This is a genomic window from Caballeronia sp. dw_19 (assembly GCF_018449515.1).
In the GTDB taxonomy this organism is placed as follows: domain Bacteria; phylum Pseudomonadota; class Gammaproteobacteria; order Burkholderiales; family Burkholderiaceae; genus Caballeronia.
Genome location: NZ_JAAVUQ010000025.1, coordinates 1 through 21,771, shown reverse-complemented (window position 1 = coordinate 21,771; position 21,771 = coordinate 1). Strand labels below are relative to the sequence as shown.

Sequence of the window (21,771 nt, the reverse complement as noted above, 5' to 3'; positions counted from 1 at the left end):
CGGATCAGTGACCTGCGACAGCGCTGCTTCGTGCGCCCACGCCTATCTCGGTATGCAGGCGCAATTCCGAGTAGCGAGCCGCGGCGTCCCTGTCGGGACGCAACACCGTACCGAGCCAGCAGAGGACAAATCCAATAGGAATACTGATGATTGCCGGATACTTCAAGGGAATCCACGCCGCTTGGCCCATGACGGTAGGCGACAGGACAATGACGATAATCGACACTACGAGGCCTCCCGCCAACCCGGCCATCGCGCCTGCCCGCGAAAAGCGGCGCCAGAAGAGTGTGCAGACCAGCGCGGGCAGATTCGCGCTCGCCGCCACGAGAAACGCCAGTCCGAGCAGGAACGTGATGTTGAAGCCGGTGCCTATCGCAATGCTGAACAGCGTCGCAATGACGCCAACGACCACAGACGACACACGTGTCATGCGACGCTCGCGGCGCTCGATATCCGGCCGCCCGCGCCAGATGATGCCGGCGAAAAGATCGTGGGCTACCGTACCCGCCGCGGAGATCAGGAGTCCTGATACGACTGCAAGGATTGTCAGGAAACAGACGCCAGAGATGAACGCCATTGCCAGCGCGCCGCCGGTCGATCCGTCGCCGCCGGCGAGGACCTTGGCCAGAATGGGCGCGACGAGATTGCCGCCAACGGCAGCGGCGTCGACCGCGTCAGGTCCATGCAGCAGGGCGCGCGCGCCCAGGCCCAGCACGACAATCATGAGAAAGAAAACGCCCATGACCGCGACGGCCCAGCCGAGCGAGCGGCGCGCGGCATTGCCGTCCTTCACCGTGAAGAAGCGGATCAACACATGCGGGAGACCGCTGGTGCCGAGCATGTAGACGAGACCGAACGACAAGATATCGAATGGATGCGACGACGGCAGCAGCAACCCCGGTTGCAGGTAGGCAAGCCCTTTGGCGTGTCCTGCGGCTGCGCTCTGCATCAGTAGATCGAGGTGCCAGCCGGTCAGGCCAAGAATCGTGACCGACATTGCCGCGCCGACGACCAGCAGGATGATCGCCTTGACGATCATGACCCACGATGCACCCAGCATGCCGCCGAACCCGACATAGATGGTCATCAGCACCCCCGTGATCACCACGGCGAGCGCATAAGGAAAGCCGGTCAACGCTTGCAGCAAGATGCCCGCGCCAACCAACTGGGCGACGAGATAGAGCAGGCTGACGGCGAGGGACGTAAGCGCTGTGACGCCGCGCAACGTTGAGTCCTGGAATCGCTTCGACAGCACTTCGCTGAGCGTGAAGGCGCCTGCATTGCGCAATCGCTCGGCAATCAGCAGCAACGGCAAGAAGCCGAAAATGGCGGCCACCAGAATCAGCGTGCCATCAAAGCCATAGAGATAGATCAAGCCGGTCGTGCCGAGGAAGGTGCCCGCTGACATAAAGTCGCCTGCGATGGCAAGACCGTTCTGTGCTGCTGAAATGCTTCGTCCAGCCGCGAGAAAGTCGGCGGAACTGCTGGTGCGACGTGCCGCGCGCGCAATGATGAAAAACATGCCGACGACGAGGCAGGCAAAAACGGCGATGGTCAGGGTTCGATTGCCGTTCATCGGGAAAGCTCCGAACCGTCTGCCGTGTCGAGATGAGCAAGAAGCGCCGTGCGCACTTGTGCGTCGAGCGGCGCGAGCTTGCGGGTCGTATAGCTTAAATACAGCCACGTGATGGCCCACGCGACAATGAACATGAGGAACATGAGCAAGAAAGCCAGCGAACCACACCCTGTGATCGGCGTCTTTAGCCAGGCGGGCGCGAACGCGATGAGCGCGAAGAAGCCGACATAGACGGTCATGACAGTAATGATCGTGGCGGACCCTAGACGCCGGCGGGTGCTCGAGAGTTCGTTGAATCCAGGCAGCGACGCGGCGAATTCGTCCAGTGTCGTGGCCTTGATGGATGGTACGGATAGCGATGGGGCTGGCATTGTCTCCTCCGGTCGGCGCGACGAGGCACCGGTGTCTGCGGATAACCCGCGTTTTGTCTTTTCAACTGGGAATAATCATATCATGTGAAATGAAAAGATAAATAGGACTTACCCGAATAGAAGGGCGGAGCCAACTGACATAAAGCGGAGAGGGTCAAGTTTCGTTAGGCACTGATGCGACCGCTGTCGCGATGCATGTATGGAGCCTCATCTATTTAGAGACCTTAAGGGATCAAGTGCCCGAAAGTTGAGTCGCCGTTGAGGTGTCGGAGCCTACCGCGTTCGAGCACTTTGCAGGAACGCGGACTAATAGTTGGACTGCCTCGCAATGAGGGCAAACTTTATATGTAGCAATACGAAATTATCAATAAACATTCGCCAATCAGAGCCATTACGGATATTTGAGAGATGCTCACATGCCGTCAGGCTCGCACAATACGATGCGACCCCAGATCGTCGTGTCCCTTAATCCGGTACGCAGTCGCATAAGCGAATGAAGACCTTAGCTAAAAATATGGTCCCAGCGGACGAGCGCCTTGTGCGGCGCTGCATGCCAATGCAAAGCGCATAAGAAACGGGCGCCTAACCATGCTGGCCGTTGATGAACGGCCTTCACGAAAAGCCCGTACACGTCGCGTCGTTCCGCCGTACTGGACATTGTCAGGTTGTGTCGCGCTAAGGGTGCAGGAGTAAAATCCAGGCGGACATTTTCCCGAAGTGAAGCGTGATATGAAGAAGGCGACGGTAAGAAGAACCATGCCTGCGGGCGTAGCGAAGGTACTCAAGCGCCTGCACTATCCGCTGGACATGATATTGCTGTGTGTCCGATGGTACGTGGCCTACCCGCCAAGCCTGCGCCAGCTGGAGGAGATGATGGCCGAACGGGGTTTGGAGGTTGACCATTCGAGCGTGCATCGCTGGGTGATCAAACTGGTGCCGGTGTTCGAGAAAGCCTTTCGCAGGCACAAACGCCCGGTCGGCAAGAGCTGGAGGATGGACGAAACTTACGTCAAGGTACGCGGCCAGTGGAAGTACTTGTATCGCGCCGTGGACAAGGCCGGTCATACGGTTGATTTCCTGCTGCGGGCGCATCGCGACCAGGCTGCAGCGCGCCGCTACTTCGAGAAAGCCATCGATCGGAACGGCGCGTCTGAGACCGTGACCATGGATAAAAGCGGGGCCAATCTGGCCGCCCTTCAGGCCATCAACGCTGAACGGGAAACGCCCATCAAGGTCCGGCAGGTCAAGTATTTGAACAACATCGTCGGACAGGATCATCGGGCGATCAAACGCCGAATCAGGCCAATGATGGGCTTCAAGGATTTCCGGTGTGCCCGCATCATCCTGTCAGGCATTGAGACAATGCATACGATCAAGAAAGGCCAGATGATGGACAGCGGCATTACCCGAACCGTTGCTGCTCAGTTCTATTCGTTAGTGGTATAAGGACTCCTTTTCATCTCGGAATTTTCTCGCCTCGCCGTACTTATCGCGACACAACCCAGGTGCATGCCTTCGCCGTAATGTCGCTCGCGAAGTCGAGTGCCCAGCCGTTCTTCGTATCCCGCGCCTGCGACGGATGCAGTCCGGTTGCGCAGCGATCCGATCGGTCGACTTCATCCTGCACGAGCCGGATGAAGGCGGCGCGCTGCGCGGTGTCGTTTTCCTTGGCATTGAACGCGAGCAATACCTCGCTCGTGGCATGCGACTGGCTCTTCAGCTCGCGCCATGCCACGCCGCTGACAGCAATCGCGCTGAGCGACGCCGGCAAGATGGTCACTCCAAGCCCCGCGGCCACCAGACCAAGTATGGTCGCCGCTTCCTTGGCCTCCTGTGCGATCTGCGGAAAGAAGCCCGCCTGCGTGCAGCATTGATAGATCTGTTCGTAGTAGCCCGAATGAGCGCCGCTCGCGCGCAGCACGAACGGTTCCTTGGCCAGCATCTCGATGGGTATCGGCTGTTTTGATGCGGCGAGCGGATGGTCGGCATGCAGCACGGCCATCAGCTTGTCCGTCATGACGAGGATGGTCGCGATGTCGTCGGGAAGGGAGTCGGTCATGGGCCGCACGAAGCCGACATCGAGTTCGCTGGTGCGCAGCGCCTCGATTACCGGTTCGGTCATCGAGTATTCGAGATTCAGCCGCACTCCGGGCGACTCACGGCGAAACGCACGGATCGCGGCGGAAAACACATGGGTAAAGGGCGCCGTGGCAGTAAAGCCGATTCGCAGCACGCCGACTTCGCCCCGCCCCGCGCGCTTGGCCATGTCGACCGCGTGCGATGCCTGCTGAACCACCGAACGCGCCTCGTCGAGAAAGAGCCGGCCCGTGTCGGTCAAGGCCACGTGACTGCGATTGCGCCTGAACAAAAGCGCGCCGAGCTCGCGTTCGATTTCCTGAACGTGCTGGCTTAGCGGCGGCTGGCTGATATGCAGCCGTCTCGCCGCCTTGGTGAAGCTGAGCTCCTCAGCGACGGCGATGAAATAGCGGAAATGCCGGAGTTCCATGGCTTGCCTTTGTGCAGTAAGCCCCCGTTCCACCTCGTACAGCCCTCGGCCGCGTGGGCCGGCCAGGGGACAGGCGTCGTACGCTCGCGGCTAAAAGAATCCGGCCACCCTTGGGAGCAGGTGGTCCGAATCCCAATACGCTAACGATAACGCACTGCTTCGTTCATGGCCTCTGGAAATTAATTCCCGCCGCTAGAAAGCCGGGAATCGGGTGTTGCACATTCGCCGCGTCGTCATTTGTCGATCGTTGCCAGTTCACGCATTGCCTGCAGGCTCTCGGCCAATAACGGGTCCACGTGGTAGTAGAGCAATTGCGTGCCGAGCGCGGCGTAGTAAGCGATATCGCGCTTCGTGACCAGCGTGCCGGTCGCCTTGCCCGCCGCGTGGATGCGGGCAATAATGTACTCCACCATGTCCAGCACCGGCTGGGGACGCCTGCCACCCGGCGGCACGCGGGGCGAATAGCCCATCGTGATGGAGAGGTCGCCCGGACCGATGAAAAATATGTCGATGCCGTCCACGGCCAGGATCTCGTCGAGATTGCGTACGGCTTCGGTAGTCTCGATCATGACGATGATCAGCTTCTCGTCGATCTCCTGGTCCGGGCAGTTGTAGCGAACCGTCGCGACCACCTCTTTTGCCTGGTCGGCCGTATTCACGAGTGGCACCATCAAGCCGTCCGCGCCGCAGTGCAGGCAGCGCGCGAGCATTGAGTGCTCCTGATTCTGCGGCCGCGCAATCGTGTGGCCGCCGCCGAGCCGCGCGCCCTTGGTCATTTGCTGCAGTTGGTCATAACTCGCGGTGCCGCTTTCACAGTCCACGAAGATCAGGTCCGCTCCGGCGATGGCCAGTTTCTCGGTGAGCGTCATCGAGATATGGCTGGGGTTCAGCATCACGATGCTGCCGCCTTGCGCGAGGCGCTTCTTCAATGTCGAAATCATTTTTCCGTCCCCGAATGTGACGCTGGTTTCCTTCGTTGCCCGATAGAACGGCACGAGGATATGCGTCCGTATTTGAAACGACAAGGACGAAAATCGCTAAGAGCGAATTCGGGGCCTCGGTGTTCCTCTTATAGTTTTTTCCTCTAAGAGCAGCGGCAATTCGATATTGGAAGCTTGTTTATGACGCGCGTACTGTCTCCTCACGGTTTGCCAGGACGCCAATGCCAGCACGCCGTGGAGCCCGATCCATCGGGACAAAAACACAGGAGGGCAGTGCGATGACGACGGCGATCGAGTTGAGGAAAAAATGGGCTCAAGGAGAAACGGTATTCGGCGGCTGGGCGGCTTTGCCGTGCGCATTCGCGGCCGAACTGATGTGCGTGCCGGGCGTGGGATATGTGTGCATCGACCAGCAACATGGGCTGGTCGATTATGCCGACATGGTCGGCATGCTGCGCGCCATTGAAGGGCGCGGTGTGGTGCCGCTCACCCGCGTGCCCGCGAACGAGAACTGGATGATCGGCAAGGCGCTCGATGCGGGCGCGCAAGGCGTGGTAGTGCCGATGGTCAACAACCGGGCCGAGGCCGCGGCAGCAGTAGCCGCCTGCCGCTATGCGCCGGCCGGCGCCCGTTCGTTCGGCCCGGTGCGAGCGTCGATGGTACTTGATTCACGAGATGTCGCGATTGTCGGCGACAGCATGCTGTGCTTCGTGATGGTGGAAACGCGCGATGCGATCGAGCGGATCGACGAGATTGCAAGCACGCCGGGTCTGGACGGCATCTATGTCGGTCCCGCCGATCTCGCGCTCGGTCTTGGCCTGCCGCCCAATCTCGACAAGGAGGAGCCCGAACACGTGGCGGCGGTCGAGCGCGTGCTGCAGGCCTGCCGGAATCATGGAATCGTCGCGGGCATTCAATGCGGCTCCGGCCGCGCGGCGCGCAAGTTCGCCGACAAGGGATTTCGATTCGTCACCTTCGCCAAGGATTCGTCGCTGATTCCCTCGGCGATGGATAAGGAAATCGCTGCCGCATTCGGCGATTCAGCCGTTCAAGGCACCAAGCAAAGAGGTTATGCATAAATGAGCTCGACCACGAATCAGGCATTCCCCGACGAAATCGCTGAATTGATCGCGTCGTATGTCGTCGGCGTATCGAAGGAACTCGATGCCCGCACCGGGCGCGCCGCGAAGTGCGTGCTGATTGATGCGATGGCGGTGTCGGTTGGTGCGCTACGCCATCCTGCCGCCCAGAAGGCCAGGCAGCACGCCTATCGCTTTGCCAGCACGGCCGGCGGAGCCTTGATCTGGGGTACGAAGCAACGCACCCATCCTGAACTGGCCGCCCTGACCAACGGCGTGCTGCTGCGCTGCTACGACTATAACGATTTCATGGTCGGCAACCGCAACAGCGGACATCCGAGCGACATGGTCGGTGGCGTGATCGCGGCGGCCGAGTGGTCCGGCGCGTCAGGCGCGGAGTTGTTATCGGCGCTCGCGGTCGGATATGAGCTGGTTGGCGCGGCGTTCGATGCGTTTTCCACCGCGCCCGGCGGCTGGGACTATACGAACCTGACCGCCATCGGCGCGACGGCCGCCATCGCGACCGTACTCAAGCTGGATGAATCGCAGACGCGTGAAGCACTGGCGATGACCGTGGTCCCGCACTTTGCCAGCGATGAAATCGAATCGGGCGAGTTGAATGCACGCGGCGACCTGACGATGTGGAAGCGCTTCAACGGCAGTGATGCGGTACGCAATGCGCTGCAGGCGTGCCTGCTGGCGTCGGTCGGCGTGGAAGGCGCGATCCGTCCTTTCGTCGGCAAGTGCGGGTTCGTGCAGAAGATGCAGAACAGCTGGGATCCGCTTGCCGTGCTGCGTGAGGTGCTCGTCACCGAACGGCCGCTTGCCCGCATCGGCCAGGCCATGATGAAGCGCTGGCCGGTTGGATCGGTGGGACAGAGCGCGATCCAGGCCACGCTCGACGCACGCGCACAGATCGGCGACATCGACCGTATCAAGGAGATTCGCGTCTTTGCCGAGGAAGGCGCCTATGAACACCTGGTGCAGATCCGCACGGCGCCGTGGGAGCCGATCTCGCGCGAGACGGCGGATCACTCGCTGCCCTATATCGTCGCCACGGCCGCGATGGACGGCTACGTGCACATCGACAGCTTCAACCTGGGCAAGGTACTCGACCCGGCACGGCGCGAGTTCCTCAAGGACAAGGTCAAGGTCAGTCCTGCGCCGGAACTCGGCACGCTGGCGGGCGGCAAGCATGCGCGGGCGGCGGCGGGTTACTTGTCGCGCGTGGAATTCGAAACGCTCGACGGCCAGGTCATCCACGGCGCGGCGCGGCCGTTTCCCGGCCATCCCGACAACCCGTTCTCGGATAGCGATTTGCTTGCCAAGCTCAGCGAGAACGCGTCCCCGTTGATCGGCAAGAGCCATGCGCAACGGCTGGGTGAAGCGTTGCTGTCGCTCGAGCGGATGCCCAACCTCGCGGGCCTGATGGCGCTGCTTGAATTCGACGCACCCGCACAGGTGGACGTGCCGCTCGCCGCTGAATGAGATGCGCACGCGCTCACAGCTTGAATATCGCCTGAAAAACCGAATTGCAGAGGAATCGACCGATGATCACCGCAGAACAAAATCGCCTGCTGACCCGCACCGGCCCGGGCACACCGATGGGCGATACCTTCCGTCGCTACTGGATTCCGGCGTTGCTTGCCGAAGAACTGCCGGAGCCTGACTGCGCGCCGGTGCGCGTGCCGTTGCTGTCGGAGAAGCTGCTGGCGTTTCGCGATACCAACGGCAAGATCGGCCTGATCAGCGAGTTCTGCGCTCATCGCGGCGTGTCCTTGTGGTTCGGCCGTAATGAAGAAGCCGGCATCCGCTGCCCCTATCACGGCTGGAAATACGATGCCGACGGCCAGTGCACGGAAGTGCCTTCGGAGTCCGCCCAGAGCGGCTATTGCAAGAAGATCAAGCTGACCTCGTACCCATGCATCGAGATGGGCGGCGTCATCTGGACCTACATGGGGCCGCCCGAATTGCAGCCTGAGCCGCCGTCGTTCGAATGGGTCGGCTTGCCGGCGTCGCATCGCTTCCTGTCCAAGCGGATTCAGGAGACGAACTACCTGCAGGCGATGGAAGGCGGCATCGATTCGAGCCACGTGTCGTTCCTGCATCGCGGCGAACTCGATACGGACCCGTTGCACCGCAATACCGCGGGCGCCAAGTATTCCCGCTCCACCAACACCACGTTCGACGTGGTCGAGTCCGGCGGCGGCCTCATCATCGGCGCGCGGCGCGACGCGGAGCCTGGCTTCAATTATTGGCGCATCACGCAATGGATAATGCCGTGGTACACACTGATTCCACCCTATGGAGGCGGCCACGCGCTGAACGGCCACGCATGGGTGCCGATCGACGATGAAAACTGCATGGCCTGGAGCATGACCTTCCATCCCGTGCGGCCGCTCTCGGAGGCAGAAGTCGCCGCGATGAGCAGCGGACGCGGCGTGCACGTGGACCTGATCCCGGGCACGTTCCGTCCGGTAGCCAATCGCGACAACGACTACCTGATGAACCGCGAGGCCCAGAAGTCCGGGCGCTATTACAGCGGCATTGGCGGCATCGCTATCCAGGATGCTTCATTGCAGGAAAGCATGGGCCCCATCGCCGATCGGACGGTCGAAAATCTGGTGTCCACCGACAACGCCATTATCCTGGCCCGGCAGCGTCTTGCCGAGGCCGCGAAGGCGGCGCAGCAACAAAGCCCGGTTCCCGGCATCACGCCCGAAGACCAACGGCTACGCTCGGCATCTTTCGTGTTACCCGTCGAGGGCAATTTCCGCGCAACGATCGAGGATGCGGTCAGGGTCCGGGAAGGCGAAGCGCACGTTGCCGTGTGAGAGCAGGCGGTCGGGAGCGACGTCGGGATCGAAGCAGCCCGTTTCCAGGAGAACGATATGACCGCTTTTCAGGACAGCATTTCCGCCCCGCCGCAGGCGGCAGCGAAGGCCGCCCGCTCGCACCGGAACACCTTGTCGGCACGTGACCGGATGCTGGGCGTACTCGTGCCGCTGGCATTGCTCGCGATCTGGGAATTCGCCGCGCAACTCGGCTGGATCGACGTGCGGTTCTTTCCCGCCCCGAGCAGTGTCGCGAAAGCGATGCTCACGTCGTTGCGCTCCGGTGAACTGCTCACCAACACGGAGGCGACCTTGCAGCGCCTGCTGCTGGGCTTCGTGCTCGGCGGCGTGCCGGGGCTGGCGGTGGGCATCCTGATGGGGGTCTACCGGCCGCTGCGGCTGATCTTCGACCCGCTGATCGCCGCGACCTACCCGATCCCGAAGAGCGCGATCCTGCCGCTGATCCTGCTGATCTTTGGGCTGGGAGAGTCGTCCAAGGTGGTGATGGTGGCGATCGGCGCCTTCTATCCCATCGCCATCAATACCACGAGCGGCGTGCGCGAGATCAGCCCGATCTATTTCGATGTGGGGCGCAATTTTAATGCAAGCCGCTGGGATATCTTCCGCACCGTGGCACTGCCCGGTGCGCTGCCTTTCATCATGACGGGCGCTAAGCTTGGCGCGGGGCTCGGCCTGATCCTGATTTCGATTGCCGAGATGATGGGGGCGAAGACCGGCCTCGGCTACATGATCTGGAGCGCATGGGAGACCTTCGACGTGGAACAGATGTATGTCGGCCTGTTCGTGGTCTCGCTGATCGGCTATCTGCTCACCGTGCTTTTCAATGAACTCGAGCGGCGCGTCGTACCTTGGAAAGGGGCGTCGAAATGAAGCATGCTACGTCTCTCAACATCGTGAGAAACGGGGCCGAGGTCCCGCCCGGCGTGGCCAGTGCGCCGGTGAAGATCCGGGTGGATGGGCTCACGCGGCGCTATGATGGCATGACCGTGCTGGACGATGTGAGCGTCGACATCGCCGATGGCAAGTTCTGCTGCGTAGTCGGCCCGAGCGGCTGCGGCAAGACCACGTTGCTGCGGATTCTCGCGGGGCTGGACACGGCCACGTCGGGCAGCGTCTCAGTGCGCAATCCCGCGCCGGGGGTGCCTGGCAACTCTGTCGTGTTCCAGGGCGATTCAATCTTCCCATGGATGACCGTGTGGGACAACGCCGCTTACGGACTGAAGATGCGGCGGGTGCCTCAAGCGCAGATACGTTCCACAGTCGGCCACTTCCTCGACCAGACCGGCCTCACGAAATTCGCTCACCTGTACCCGCATCAACTCTCCGGCGGCATGCGCCAGCGCGTCTCGATCGCGCGCGCGTTCGCCAACGACGCCGAGATCCTGCTGATGGATGAACCCTTCTCGGCACTCGACGAGCAAAACAAGACCATCTTGCAGGAAGAGCTCCTGCGCATCTGGGAGGAACACCGCAAGACCGTGGTGTTCATCACGCACAGCGTGGATGAAGCCGTCACGCTCGGCGACCAGATCATCGTGATGACGGCGCAGCCGGGGCGCATCAAGAAGATCATCGAAGTGCCGCTGCAGCGTCCCCGCAATGTGGTCGAACTGCGCCACGACCGGCTTTACGGCGAGATCGTCTACGAGATATGGGGACATCTGCGCGACGAAGTGGAGAAAGCACGTCAACGATAAGGCTTCGCAGCGCCGCGTCGGAAACGATTCATTTGTCAGTTGCTGCCTTCGAGACACATTCATGCAATACGCCATACCCGCGCCTGCCGTCACTACCGTTGCAGTGACCAACGGCGAGTCGTTCCCGGTGCGCCGGATCTACTGCGTCGGCCGCAATTACGCAGCCCATGCGCGCGAGATGGGTCACGATCCGAACCGTGAACCGCCGTTCTTTTTCATGAAGCCGGCCGATGCGATCGTCGCGAGTGGCAGCACGATTGCCTATCCAAGCCAGACCGCGGACTATCACTACGAGATCGAAATGGTGGTCGCGCTCAAGGGCGGTGGCCGCGACGTGCCGGTCGAGAAGGCACTGGACCTGGTGTACGGCTATGCGGTGGGGCTCGACATGACGCGCCGTGACATGCAGAGCGTGGCCAAGAAGATGCAACGGCCGTGGGACATGTCGAAGGGCTTCGACCAGTCGGCACCGTGCTCGGCGATCTCGCCAGTCTCCGAGGTCGGGCATCCGTCGAATGGCGTGATCTGGCTGAAGGTGAACGACGAGCCGCGTCAGCAAGGCGATCTTTCCGACCTGATCTGGAATATCGCCGAGACTATCTCGGCTCTGTCGGGCCTGGTCGAACTGGCGCCGGGCGATCTGATCTATAGCGGCACGCCGGAAGGGGTCGGGGCGGTGAAGAAGGGCGAGACGATGCACGGGCACGTCGACGGCCTCACCGATCTCATGATCACGATCGAGTAGGGCGCGGTCATCCTGGGACACGCACATGGACAAGCTACGGGGGAAGCGCACGATTGTTCCGCTGATAGTCGCGTCCGCGTATTTCATGGAGAACTTCGACGGTACCGTCATCACCACGGCGCTGCCGTCGATCGCGCGTTCGTTTGGGTCGAGCGCGCCGGCGGCAAGTGCGGGCATCACGGCCTACATGTTCGCGGTGGCGATCTTCATTCCGGTGAGTGGCTGGCTTGTCGACCGCTACGGCAGCAAGACCGTGTTTCGTGCGGCGATCGGCCTGTTCACGCTGGCCTCCATGCTGTGCGGCGTGTCCTCGGGGCTGATCGAATTTACCGCGACGCGGGCGCTGCAAGGCATCAGCGGCGCCATGATGCTGCCGGTCGGACGCCTGATCGTGCTGCGCTCCACGAGCCGCGCCGAGTACGTCCGGGCGATGTCGCTCGTCACCATGCCCGGCGTGGTGGGACAGATCATGGGGCCGTTGCTGGGCGGCTTCTTCGCCAGTTACCTGACCTGGCGCTGGATCTTCTTTGTCAACCTGCCGATCGGGCTGCTTGGCATCGGCCTCGTCACGCTGTTGATGGATGAACAAGCCGGGGAACTGCGCGCGCAGTTCGACTGGCGCGGCGCGGGCCTCGTGGGCGTGGCGGTGGGGTGCGTGATCGCGGGGCTGAGCATGATGGCGTCGTCGCCGGAGATGTCGATTGCGGTGCCCTTGCTGGTGGTCGGCGTGGTGAGCGGGGTGCTGGCGGTGCGTCACCTGAGGGCGTGCCCGCATCCACTGCTGGAGTTGAAGCTGCTTGCGACATCGACGTTTTCCCGTGGCGCGAGCGGCACGTTTCTGTTTCGCCTGGCGGCGGCCGCCTTTGGTTTCGTGTTGCCGCTTCTGCTGCAGATCGTACTCGGCATGAAGCCCTTCCTGGCTGGCGTACTGGTGTTCAGTTCGGCGTTTGGGGCCTTCGTGATGAAGGGCTCGGCGCCACCCATCCTGCGCCGTTTTGGATTTCGGTCGGTACTGCTTTGTAATGGCGCCTTGAGTGCGCTGTCCATTCTGATCTGCATGTGGTTCGGTCTCACGACACCGCTCCTGATGATCGCCATGGCGCTGCTGGTTGGAGGCTTCGCCCGCTCGCTGCAGTTCGCGGCGCTCAATGCTGTGGTCTACGCGGACGTTGAGCCGCCGCTGATGAGTGCGGCCACCAGTTTCGCCAGCATGCTGCAACCGCTGGCATCGGCCGCCGGCATTGCCGCGAGCGCTTTGCTGCTGCGCGTGTCGGCAGGGCACGGAGTGCTGACGGCCTTCGACATGCGCATCACGTTGCTGGCTATCGGCTTGATCGCGCTGGGTGCAGTCTGGCCGTTTCTCGCGATGGCGGATATGGCGGGCGCGGAGTTGAGTGGCCGGCAGCCATTGCAACGCGGTACCGAATCGCGCTGAGCGTCATTCCGAACAGAGGGTTCGCGAAATAGGCAGCGCGCTTCATTATTACGAGGAAGCTTTTCATGGCAGATGATTCGACGCGTCTGGCGCTTTGCGACAGCAGCGATGTCTGGGAAGACGTGCCGTTACGCTGCGAGCGCGACGGCGTCACTTATGCGGTGTTCGTTCTGGAAGGCGACTATTTCGTCCTCAACGACATGTGTTCACACGGCCCGGGATCGTTGTCGGACGGCTACGTCGAAGGATGCGAGGTGGAATGTCCGTTTCACCAGGGACGCTTCGACATACGGACCGGCAAGCCTACCGCGCCCCCTTGTTCCGAACCGGTTCGGAGCTGGACCGCGCATGTGGTGGACGGACGCGTCGAGATCGATCCGAACGAGATTGCGCGCACGATCGACTCGCCCGAAGCGCAGGGTTGAGATCCGAGGTCCGGCGTTCATTTTTTGCCTAACTGCATGGTCCGCGGTCGACGTGCATCGGTCGATGCCTGTCGAACAGTCCTAAACATCTGGGAGTACTGAGGTGAAACAAATGTCCATTTTCAAACTTCTATCGGCCCTTTGCCTGGCATGTTCGCTGATCACCGCCGCGCATGCCCAGGAGCAGAAGACAGTCACGGTCGGCATCGTCAATACCAGCGCGGATGCCGGCTTTCTGATCGCACAGGCGAACGGCTATTTCAAGGATGTTGGACTGGACGTCAAGCTGGTGCCGTTTGCGTCGGCGGCGTTGATGATTGCGCCGCTCGCTACAGGCGAGCTCGATGTCGGCAGCGGCACCGCGTCGGCCGGTCTCTACAACGCGGTGTTGCGCGGCGTGAAGATCAAGGTGGTTGCCGACAAGGGCTCGGTGCAGGAAGGCTACGACTACTCCACCTTGCTGATCCGCAAGGACCTGGTCGACAGCGGCCGTTATAAGACCTTCGCCGACCTGAAGGGCATGACGGTGGCGGTCGCGGCCAAGGGGGCGGGCTCGGAGTCGGCGCTCAACGAAGCGTTGAAGAAAGGCGGCTTGACGATACATGACGTCAACGTGGTCTATCTCGGCTTTCCCGATCATCTGGTCGCGCTGGAGAACAAGAAGATCGACGCCAGCATCACGGACGAGCCGACCAATACTCGCGCGATCGAGGGCGGCATCGCGGTGAAGGCGAGTCCGAAGGCGATCTATCCGGGCCAGCAAAACGCCGTGATGGTGTATTCGGACAAGTTCATGCAGGACCGTGATCTCGCGACGCGTTTCATGGTGGCGTATATCCGCGCCATCCGTTTCTACAACGACGCGCTTTCCGGAGGGCATCTTGCCGGGCCGACCTCCGGCGAGGTAATCGATATTCTGGTCAAGAACACCAAGGTCAAGGACGTCGGGCTGTATCGCAGGATCACCCCGAATGCGGCCAATCCAGACGGCAGTGTCAATACTGTGGCGCTTGCGAACGACCTGACGTATTTCAAGGCTCAGGGCTATGTGACCGGAAAAATCGAAGTGGGTGACGTGGTCGACGACTCATTCGCCAAGGCCGCTGTCTCGAAGCTCGGGCCGTACAAGCGGATCGTGGCGTCGAAATAACGGGCGAGGAGCCGGCCCGCTGTATGGATGCGCTGGTATTGCCGGCGCAGGGATGAGGCCGTCAAGCACTTAGTGAACTACTGTGGGCTTATAGGCTTCGCCACTAAGAGCGACAGCCAATTAATATTAGACGCTTGTTTTTTGCACGGTCAATCTTGTTTCACGGAGACAAGGCACTGAGAAGATGATGCCTCAGCCTACCCCTGATAAGACGCGAATCTCGAACGCGGCCTTCAGGAAGAGATACTGAAAAACAGTGGGCGATCGGCGGCAATAGCGCCGCGCCAAAGCTGTCCTTGAGCGAAAGCAGGCAAGTGATGTTAAAGCGCCGCGCGGCGAATAGCGAACTCCGATATTCGCCGCCGCGGATAAGGAAAAAGGATCGACTTCTTGGGGTATCCGTGAAATTACCTGCTCAGACCACCGCAATAAAATTTGTATTCCTAACGATATTGTCGGGTGTGTTGCTGTACGACCTGCCTGCGAAGGCACAGAGCAGCGTCACGCTGTATGGTTTGCTCGACGCGGGGATCACCTATACGGGCAATGCTGGTGGCAAGAAGCAGTATCAATTTGCCGATGGCGTGTACACCGGCAATCGCTGGGGCATGACGGGCGTTGAGGATCTGGGCGGCGGCACGCGCGCCGTATTCAAGTTGGAGAGCGGCTTTACGCTGGGTACGGGCAAGGCGCTTGGCGGCGGCGCGGCATTCAGCCGGCAGGCGTATGTGGGGTTGAGCGACACCACCTTCGGCACCATGACGTTCGGTTTGCAGTACGACTTCATCAACGACTATGCGGCCAACGACAACGTCAGCGGTGACGTGACCGGTTACGGCTCGCACCAGGGCGACTATGACCGCATGGGTACGGACCGGTTGCCGAACGCGGTGAAGTACGTGAGTCCTTCGATGCATGGCTTCTCGTTCGGCGGCATGTATTCGTTCAGCAACGCGGCGGGCGACTTCTACGACGGCAGCGGCTGGAGCGCGGGCGGCAATTATTCGGGCGGACCGTTGCAGGTAGGATTGGCCTATACCCGACTCAACGGCACGACCACGGATCCTTTTGCGAAGATTGGTTTCACGTCGTTCCTGGGACAGCCGGTGGCCAGGGTCAACCCGACGACGGGTGCGGTGACGGACCTGTTTTCGTCGGGCAATTTCCGGCTCGATTATTCTGGCGCGCTGGTGCTTGCCGGTTCCTACCAGCTTGGCCCGGCGCGGCTTATGGGTAACGTTACGCGTACGACTTTCAAGGCGGACGGGGTGACGTCGAACATGTGGGTGGGGGAGGCGGGCACCATTTACAACCTCACGCCGGCGCTGCAGGCGGTGGGGGGTTACCAGTACACGAATTTCGAAGGTGCGCATTGGCATCAGTTTGCGGCGGGTCTGACTTACCATTTGTCGAAGACTACGTTCGTATATGGCGGGTTTGATTATCTTCGTGCTTCGAGTGGCGTGTATCCGGTGATTGGTGGGCATTTTGCACCATCGACGAGTGATAATCAGAGTGATGTGCGGGTGGCCATTCTGCATAAGTTCTAGGCGCTGGGGCTTGATGTCATTCTGCTTTCGCTACCGCGGGGGCCGGGCGGACCTTGCGTCATCGGACATGGTGTCGCTGGAAACGACCAGAACGGCCTGGCAGGCGCGCGCCGATCCGCGACGGCGCACTGCGTCGATGGCGTGTACACGCATGTGCGTGATCGCCGGGGCATCTTCCACGACCAGCCGATCGTACTCAACGAGCGACAGGCCGGCGTCGCGATCGAGGGCGTGATCCCGCAAAGCAATACCGACGACGTGATCTTGCTCGCGGTCGATACCCATGGCTTTGTCGTTACGCGGACCTGCCAGTCAGCTGACGTCTTCGACAGATTCCCCGTGTTCACGGAGGTCAACGTATCAGGTGCCGACACGTCGTCAATGGTCGGGATGCGACCGGTTGCCTGGAAGGAGACAGCCATGGGCGTTCACAACGCACTTCTGCCGGGCGGGCAGAGAAGTGTCGAGCTATTGAATGGCGCTGGCGAGCGTGTCGCCGCCGTCAACACCGACCTGCGACATCTGGCGGCACGACGTCGCTCGCCGAACATAGGACATTCATCAACGGATACGATAATGGGGCCCTGATTCGCCAGTTCCAGGGGCGCCTCGCCATTACAGATAGAAAGCATGCATATTCTCATCCCTATCGCGTTTGTTCTGATCATCAGCAGCATGGTTTCGGCGCTGTATTTCATGATGCGTGATCGAGGTACGACGCAGACGATGGTCTGGTCGCTCGGCGTGCACTCGGTGCACGAGAAGAAGTAAGGCATCAGGCGGGTCCGTCGCGGTAAGCCGATCTGCTACGGTAAGCGGTCCCGAGACGATCGATGTAAGGAGGTTCTGTTGCAATAAGGGGGTTCCGCTATGATTTGCGGAACAACCTGAACGACTGAAAGCTTGATGACGACGTTGAATTCGGCGGTTGCCCGAGTGCTCAAGCGCCTGCATTACCCGCTCGACGTGATCCTGATGTGCGTACGCTGGTACGCGGCCTATCCGCTGAGCCTGCGTCAATTGGAAAAATGGTCGCTGAGCATGGCATTTGCGTTGATCATCCCCGCCGGGCATTGTCACGTTGCCGGGGCGGTCGCGTAAGATGACGCGATGAAGAATTCTAAATCGATAGCTCGACTAGCCGAACGCGAGGGAGCGAAAAATTCGAACAATGGCGTGTTGTTGCAGCAAAGCCGTACCTTGATGTGCTCTTGCCGCATCTATTGTCCTGACACAAATCAAATATACGATTTGTCAATATAAGCACTGGCTCGCAATAGCGAGGCCCCTTTACGCCTTTTATCACGACGGAGCCAGGTATTCGATAATATTTTTTTGCAACGATTTTAGTCTACAGGAAGTGGTTTGTATTGCTTTCGCAGACAAGCCCTATACATCTGGGACGACAGCGCAGTCCCACCGGCATCGGCAAAATCGTTGTCAAAATACACCTGATTAATAATACGTTTGATCGTTTTATCATCAACCCCGTTTTGCAGTCCTGAACCGTCTGGGCTTTTGTCTTCATCGAACGCCTGCTGTGGATTCATTCCACTGTCCCGTTGTTCAGCAGCGGCCTTGTAAGTAGAGCCGATCCACAGACACGTCAGCTCCGGATCTGCATGTGCAATAGCCCATGAGAAGATTGAAAAAGCAATGCAGGCTCTTTTTATCATGACCCTTAACCGAGGAGAGGAACTCAGGTTTATGAAATCTCAGAAACGCCGATCATAAAGAATTCCCGCATTCCAGTCATATCGGTGTGGCGCCAATGAATATTACCGGCCTCCATTCCGGATACACCACTTGGTGACCGCCACACCGAACTGCTCAGGGGTCCTTTGATCGTCAGGGCCGTTGTAAAGCATGCCAAGAACAAGGTCATAAGTAATACCTCTCATTGTCTCAACGACTTTGTCATATTGTTCGTCTGTCAGACGCTCTTTCATATTTCGATCCGCGGCGTCATACGAATATCCCTGTTTTTTCAGTTTCGCTAACCGTACTCCCTCCCGTCCCGTTCGTGCACATTCCGATCCACCTTCCGGCGTCGGTCTGTCGGGATTTGCCTCGTAAGCTTGATAGACCTGAGGACTCGGCGTCGTCTGCAAAATATTGGTTGCATTACTGGCTATGTGAGTGATCGTGCCATCGCGGTCGGATGGTGCAGAGTGAAGTCCGACAGGATCAACGTCGGGATGTTCGCGCTTGATCTGCTCAAGGGCTCTTTCAGCCCATGCGCGGGCCTTCTGAATATCAGAATAATGCTTTGGATCAATTTTCCACATTTCATAACTGGTCCCTTTTGGGCCTGTCGTACCGCGGCGGTCGAATCCTTGAGCGACAATTAACTTGGTAGCAATACTGGCAGCATAGGGATCAGCCTGGATTTTCTCAGCGTTTACACTGTTCACCGCCATATCACCAATGTAAGGGGGACTTCGATTGTATTGAAGCATATCGGCGATCTCGCGCAATGCCTCCGGGTCGGTCACCGTATCTGCGGCGCTTTGCGGCGCAAGGGCAGTTGCTTTAGCGGCTTCTTCTTTAATCAAACCAGCGTCGCCAGGGCATCCCAAACTGGTGTCGCGATCTCCCCGAAAGTTGAAAGGAAAAGCATAGATCGTTTGACCGGACGTCGTTGTCATCACCCACGCATGCTTTTGCCCAGCTGTGTTGAATGGATCTACGCAAACGCCATCACCAGCTTTAAGTACTCCAGCAGGACGATTACGATCTGCATCATTGGCGGAGGCAAAATACGGTAGAGGTGCAGTGAGTCTGCGTCCTAAGGCTCCGCCGGTTATCACTGGCTGCGCCAGGCAACTCTCTGCCTGCAGGCAAAGCAATGCTGTGAGGACTAGCAATGCGCGGCGATCCATTCTTTCTATCGACATTACTTTCTCATCTTGAAAATAGGATGATTACAACGCACTCGCAGGGAATGCGTTGTAAGGTAATGAAACGTGAGTCACAGGCGTATGCCTATGAAGGCCCTGCTCGCTCTTGGCGAAAGAATTATCGTTTCAAAGATCGCTGTGCGCTTCTAACCGCACTTTTTCGTTTGCTTTGACATTGCATGACTCTCCTAAGGAAGAAGTTGCAGAGTCTCATTTGAGATCGGGCTTGAATCTGTAACATTTTCCTCTGCTGCTTTATTATCGGTAATTTCCAAACAGAATATGTGCGCAAGCGCACAGAGGGCGTTGAGACTAGGTTGACGAGACGTCAATGCGAACTCTTGCTTTCATATGCGTTACCATTGCCGTTTCTTTTTTCTTCTATCGAGATTACTTGTGATGCTTGCGGAAGTAATTGGCCCACATGACGTTATTTTCTGAGATGAGTTATCTCGTTGTTGGTAGTCAGAGCACGACGCTTATTGAAATCTTCGATGACTGAAACGATTGAGGTCATGACTCAAACGGTGATCTCACAAAGAGGACGAACGGTAGCCTAAGGCCGATCTTGAAAACCTCGCCGGTCTGGCGGGTAGCGGGCGCGGACTTGTTTTTTGCTTGCGCTCAAGGGGGGCGATTGTCAGCAATCCGAATATAAGCCGCGAACGGCCGCTAGTGGCCGATCCCAGTCCGACGCTGAACCGGCAGAGTCGGCTGCCATTGATTGGTCGCGTCGGGCAGAAGTCGACCCCTCAGACCTTCGGGTCTTCATGCCCCCAACGTCCGTTCTAAAAGTCCAGCCGCCATTCGTTGACGCCTAACGTCTTCCGCTCAAAGTCAGCCGCTTTGCCGCGGGCGTCCGTGATTATCGGCTTAGGGCGGCCTGGGCCCGTTGTAGCCACTCGCTGTTATGTTCGCGGGCATGGCGTGGCCAATGCCTGGCATCGTGCACGATCTCTGCGTAAAGTTCGCGCGCACGCTGGCGGTCGGCATCGTCGGGCTGCGCCGTTAGCCAATCGGCGTACAGGCAACGGGGTGCAGCGTCGCTTGCGCTGGTGAGCGACGTCTCGAACGCGGCGCGTGTGCCTGGTGCGCCAGTCCTAGCCAAGGCCCGTGCATACAGCAAGGCAGGCTCGGGTTGCTGGCGGGCAGGGGGATGGACGGCGAACAGTTTTTCCAGCGTGTCCTGCGTGGCCGAAGCATTGCCGTTGGCAAACTGCGCGCGCGCCAGCCCTTGGAGCAGGGCCGGATCGGATGAGAACGGTCCGCTGACTGCCGATCGGTAATGCTCCAGGGCTTCGGTGGCATTTCCTGCATCGAGCAGCGCTGCTCCCAGCCGCATGCGATGCGCGACGGTCGGAGCGCGATCGAAATCCGTGCGCGCCTCGCGCACCGCTCGGTTGGGATCGACAAGCTGCGAAATGGCCCTCGTTGCCGCCCTCGCACCACGCGACTGGCGCAGGGCCGGCAAGTAGATGACAAAGAAGTAGACCAAACTGCCAAGGCCAGGGAAAAGAAAGAGGATCAGCAGCCAGTACATGTTCTGCTGGGTGCGCACGGCATGCACCGCAAAGAACAGGGCGATGACGACGTAAAGGCTTATTCCGAAAATGCGCATTTACGAAAAGGTCGGTTGTGGTGCGTTGCCAGCGGCACGTCAGCGAAACGGCAGAACGCTATTGTGACAGAAGCCCACTGCCATGCCTGGTAACTCGGCGGGCTCCTGGTGCCCGCGCTTATTCCGGCGACTTGGCAGTTAGCCCGACCCGCCAGACAGCGGACGCCCATTATCCGGTCGACACTATCAGACGGGTCATCGGTCTTTCCTGCCGTTCGACAGTCAACCGTCATCCGTTTACTGACGGCCCCTTACCGGTCGCTTACGACACCGTCGCAGCAGATGGCAGGTTGCGACTAAGGCAAACGCCACCGATCGTGCCAACGTGGCACGCTTTCTGAAAGCACAACGCCCCGGCGTCTGCTTTATAGGAGGCCCGGAGCGTTTTTAATTGGCTCAAGTTATTGTGCAATGCGTTTGAAACTGGCGTAGTAATCGTCGGTGTAGTAGCAGTCGCCGGTCTGCCTGCGCGGTCCACCACATACGATGCGGCGTTGCCCGCGATCCGCCGAGCCAGGCGTGCGAACTGTGTATGCGTGGTAATAGCCGCGCGGATGCTGCGGCAACAATACCGCGCTGTTGCGGAACAAGACACCGTCCTCGCCAAAAGGGAAAGGGCCGCCCGCTTTGATCAGACGCAGTGTTTCGGCTGCTTCCCCCGGCAACTGCGCCTTAGTGACGGCGGCCGGCGCGCTCCGCTCCTGCGCGCCCGATGCGCTCGTGGCCTGCCCAAGCTGAGCCGGTGCCTGACTCGCGGATGCGCCCGGTTCCCGAGTAGCGTTTCGCGATCCATCCTTGCCGCATCCGCCGAGCATCGCGCTCAAGGCGAGGATGCAGGAGAAAGCCCACGCTCGCTTCACGATACGGTTGTCTCCGGGTTGACTAGCATTTGACGATCACGAACGATTTAAGGGTATGTTGTT

Annotated in this window: 19 protein-coding genes and 3 pseudogenes; 14 read left to right on the top strand and 8 right to left on the bottom strand. The window is 59.8% G+C overall.

Annotation, left to right across the window (positions count from 1 at the left end; genetic code table 11):
- Positions 1 to 4: 4 nt before the first annotated feature.
- Complete coding sequence (locus tag HB376_RS27335; RefSeq protein WP_213766850.1) at positions 5 to 1,576, bottom strand: cation acetate symporter; 1,572 nt, start codon at positions 1,574 to 1,576, stop codon at positions 5 to 7.
- Positions 1,573 to 1,947, bottom strand: coding sequence for a DUF485 domain-containing protein (locus tag HB376_RS27330; protein ID WP_213766849.1), 375 nt, complete (start codon positions 1,945 to 1,947; stop codon positions 1,573 to 1,575). The genes HB376_RS27335 and HB376_RS27330 overlap by 4 nt, the downstream gene beginning before the upstream one ends.
- Positions 1,948 to 2,676: 729 nt before the next feature.
- Here HB376_RS27330 and HB376_RS27325 point away from each other — a divergent pair.
- A complete protein-coding gene (locus HB376_RS27325; protein ID WP_213766848.1) occupies positions 2,677 to 3,393 on the top strand; it encodes an IS6 family transposase in 717 nt (238 codons plus the stop codon).
- 40 nt (positions 3,394 to 3,433) lie between these two features.
- Here the strand turns inward: HB376_RS27325 and HB376_RS27320 are convergent, their stop codons facing one another.
- Together HB376_RS27320 and HB376_RS27315 are read right to left on the bottom strand one after the other, a co-directional pair.
- Positions 3,434 to 4,453: a LysR substrate-binding domain-containing protein gene (locus HB376_RS27320; protein ID WP_213766847.1), complete on the bottom strand. Its 1,020-nt coding sequence runs from the start codon at positions 4,451 to 4,453 to the stop codon at positions 3,434 to 3,436.
- Between the two features lie 233 nt (positions 4,454 to 4,686).
- Positions 4,687 to 5,382: an aldolase/citrate lyase family protein gene (locus HB376_RS27315; RefSeq protein ID WP_255631595.1), complete on the bottom strand. Its 696-nt coding sequence runs from the start codon at positions 5,380 to 5,382 to the stop codon at positions 4,687 to 4,689.
- 290 nt (positions 5,383 to 5,672) lie between these two features.
- On the opposite strand from HB376_RS27315, the gene HB376_RS27310 reads away from it, so the two are divergent.
- From HB376_RS27310 to HB376_RS27250, 13 genes and pseudogenes are all read left to right on the top strand, one after another.
- Positions 5,673 to 6,473, top strand: a complete 801-nt coding sequence (locus tag HB376_RS27310) for an aldolase/citrate lyase family protein (protein WP_213766845.1) — start codon at positions 5,673 to 5,675, stop codon at positions 6,471 to 6,473.
- Complete coding sequence (locus HB376_RS27305; RefSeq protein ID WP_213766844.1) at positions 6,474 to 7,961, top strand: MmgE/PrpD family protein; 1,488 nt, start codon at positions 6,474 to 6,476, stop codon at positions 7,959 to 7,961.
- A gap of 62 nt (positions 7,962 to 8,023) precedes the next feature.
- Complete coding sequence (locus tag HB376_RS27300; protein ID WP_213766843.1) at positions 8,024 to 9,307, top strand: Rieske 2Fe-2S domain-containing protein; 1,284 nt, start codon at positions 8,024 to 8,026, stop codon at positions 9,305 to 9,307.
- A 57-nt stretch (positions 9,308 to 9,364) separates the two neighbouring features.
- Positions 9,365 to 10,198, top strand: a complete 834-nt coding sequence (locus HB376_RS27295; protein WP_213766842.1) for an ABC transporter permease — start codon at positions 9,365 to 9,367, stop codon at positions 10,196 to 10,198.
- On the top strand, positions 10,195 to 11,025 hold the full coding sequence (locus HB376_RS27290; protein ID WP_213766841.1) for an ABC transporter ATP-binding protein: 831 nt from the start codon (positions 10,195 to 10,197) through the stop codon (positions 11,023 to 11,025). The genes HB376_RS27295 and HB376_RS27290 overlap by 4 nt, the downstream gene beginning before the upstream one ends.
- A 61-nt stretch (positions 11,026 to 11,086) precedes the next feature.
- Positions 11,087 to 11,770, top strand: a complete 684-nt coding sequence (locus tag HB376_RS27285; RefSeq protein ID WP_213766840.1) for a fumarylacetoacetate hydrolase family protein — start codon at positions 11,087 to 11,089, stop codon at positions 11,768 to 11,770.
- Between the two features lie 25 nt (positions 11,771 to 11,795).
- The gene (locus tag HB376_RS27280) at positions 11,796 to 13,205 is read left to right on the top strand and encodes an MFS transporter (RefSeq protein WP_213766839.1); all 1,410 of its coding nucleotides are present in this window, start codon (positions 11,796 to 11,798) and stop codon (positions 13,203 to 13,205) included.
- A 65-nt stretch (positions 13,206 to 13,270) separates the two neighbouring features.
- Entirely contained in the window at positions 13,271 to 13,630 is a 360-nt protein-coding gene (locus HB376_RS27275) for a non-heme iron oxygenase ferredoxin subunit (protein ID WP_213766838.1), read from the top strand.
- Positions 13,631 to 13,742: 112 nt separating this feature from the next.
- Positions 13,743 to 14,780, top strand: a complete 1,038-nt coding sequence (locus HB376_RS27270) for an ABC transporter substrate-binding protein (RefSeq protein ID WP_213766837.1) — start codon at positions 13,743 to 13,745, stop codon at positions 14,778 to 14,780.
- Between the two features lie 461 nt (positions 14,781 to 15,241).
- The gene (locus HB376_RS27265) at positions 15,242 to 16,330 is read left to right on the top strand and encodes a porin (protein ID WP_346730595.1); all 1,089 of its coding nucleotides are present in this window, start codon (positions 15,242 to 15,244) and stop codon (positions 16,328 to 16,330) included.
- 40 nt (positions 16,331 to 16,370) lie between these two features.
- Positions 16,371 to 16,621, top strand: a pseudogene (locus HB376_RS27260) (Tn3 family transposase); the annotation flags it as partial.
- A gap of 339 nt (positions 16,622 to 16,960) precedes the next feature.
- Positions 16,961 to 17,071 (top strand): annotated as a pseudogene (locus tag HB376_RS27255) (DUF2909 family protein); the annotation flags it as partial.
- Positions 17,072 to 17,236: 165 nt separating this feature from the next.
- A pseudogene (locus tag HB376_RS27250) lies at positions 17,237 to 17,391 on the top strand (IS6 family transposase); the annotation flags it as partial.
- A gap of 285 nt (positions 17,392 to 17,676) precedes the next feature.
- Here HB376_RS27250 and HB376_RS27245 read toward each other — a convergent pair.
- The 4 genes from HB376_RS27245 to HB376_RS27230 form a co-directional block, all read right to left on the bottom strand.
- Positions 17,677 to 18,006 (bottom strand): hypothetical protein, encoded by a 330-nt coding sequence (locus tag HB376_RS27245; protein WP_213766834.1) that lies wholly within the window; start codon positions 18,004 to 18,006, stop codon positions 17,677 to 17,679.
- A 102-nt stretch (positions 18,007 to 18,108) separates the two neighbouring features.
- Entirely contained in the window at positions 18,109 to 19,227 is a 1,119-nt protein-coding gene (locus HB376_RS27240) for a hypothetical protein (RefSeq protein ID WP_213766833.1), read from the bottom strand.
- A gap of 868 nt (positions 19,228 to 20,095) precedes the next feature.
- Positions 20,096 to 20,848, bottom strand: a complete 753-nt coding sequence (locus HB376_RS27235) for a tetratricopeptide repeat protein (protein WP_213766832.1) — start codon at positions 20,846 to 20,848, stop codon at positions 20,096 to 20,098.
- A 401-nt stretch (positions 20,849 to 21,249) separates the two neighbouring features.
- A complete protein-coding gene (locus HB376_RS27230; RefSeq protein WP_213766831.1) occupies positions 21,250 to 21,708 on the bottom strand; it encodes a ribonuclease in 459 nt (152 codons plus the stop codon).
- Positions 21,709 to 21,771 lie beyond the last annotated feature (63 nt).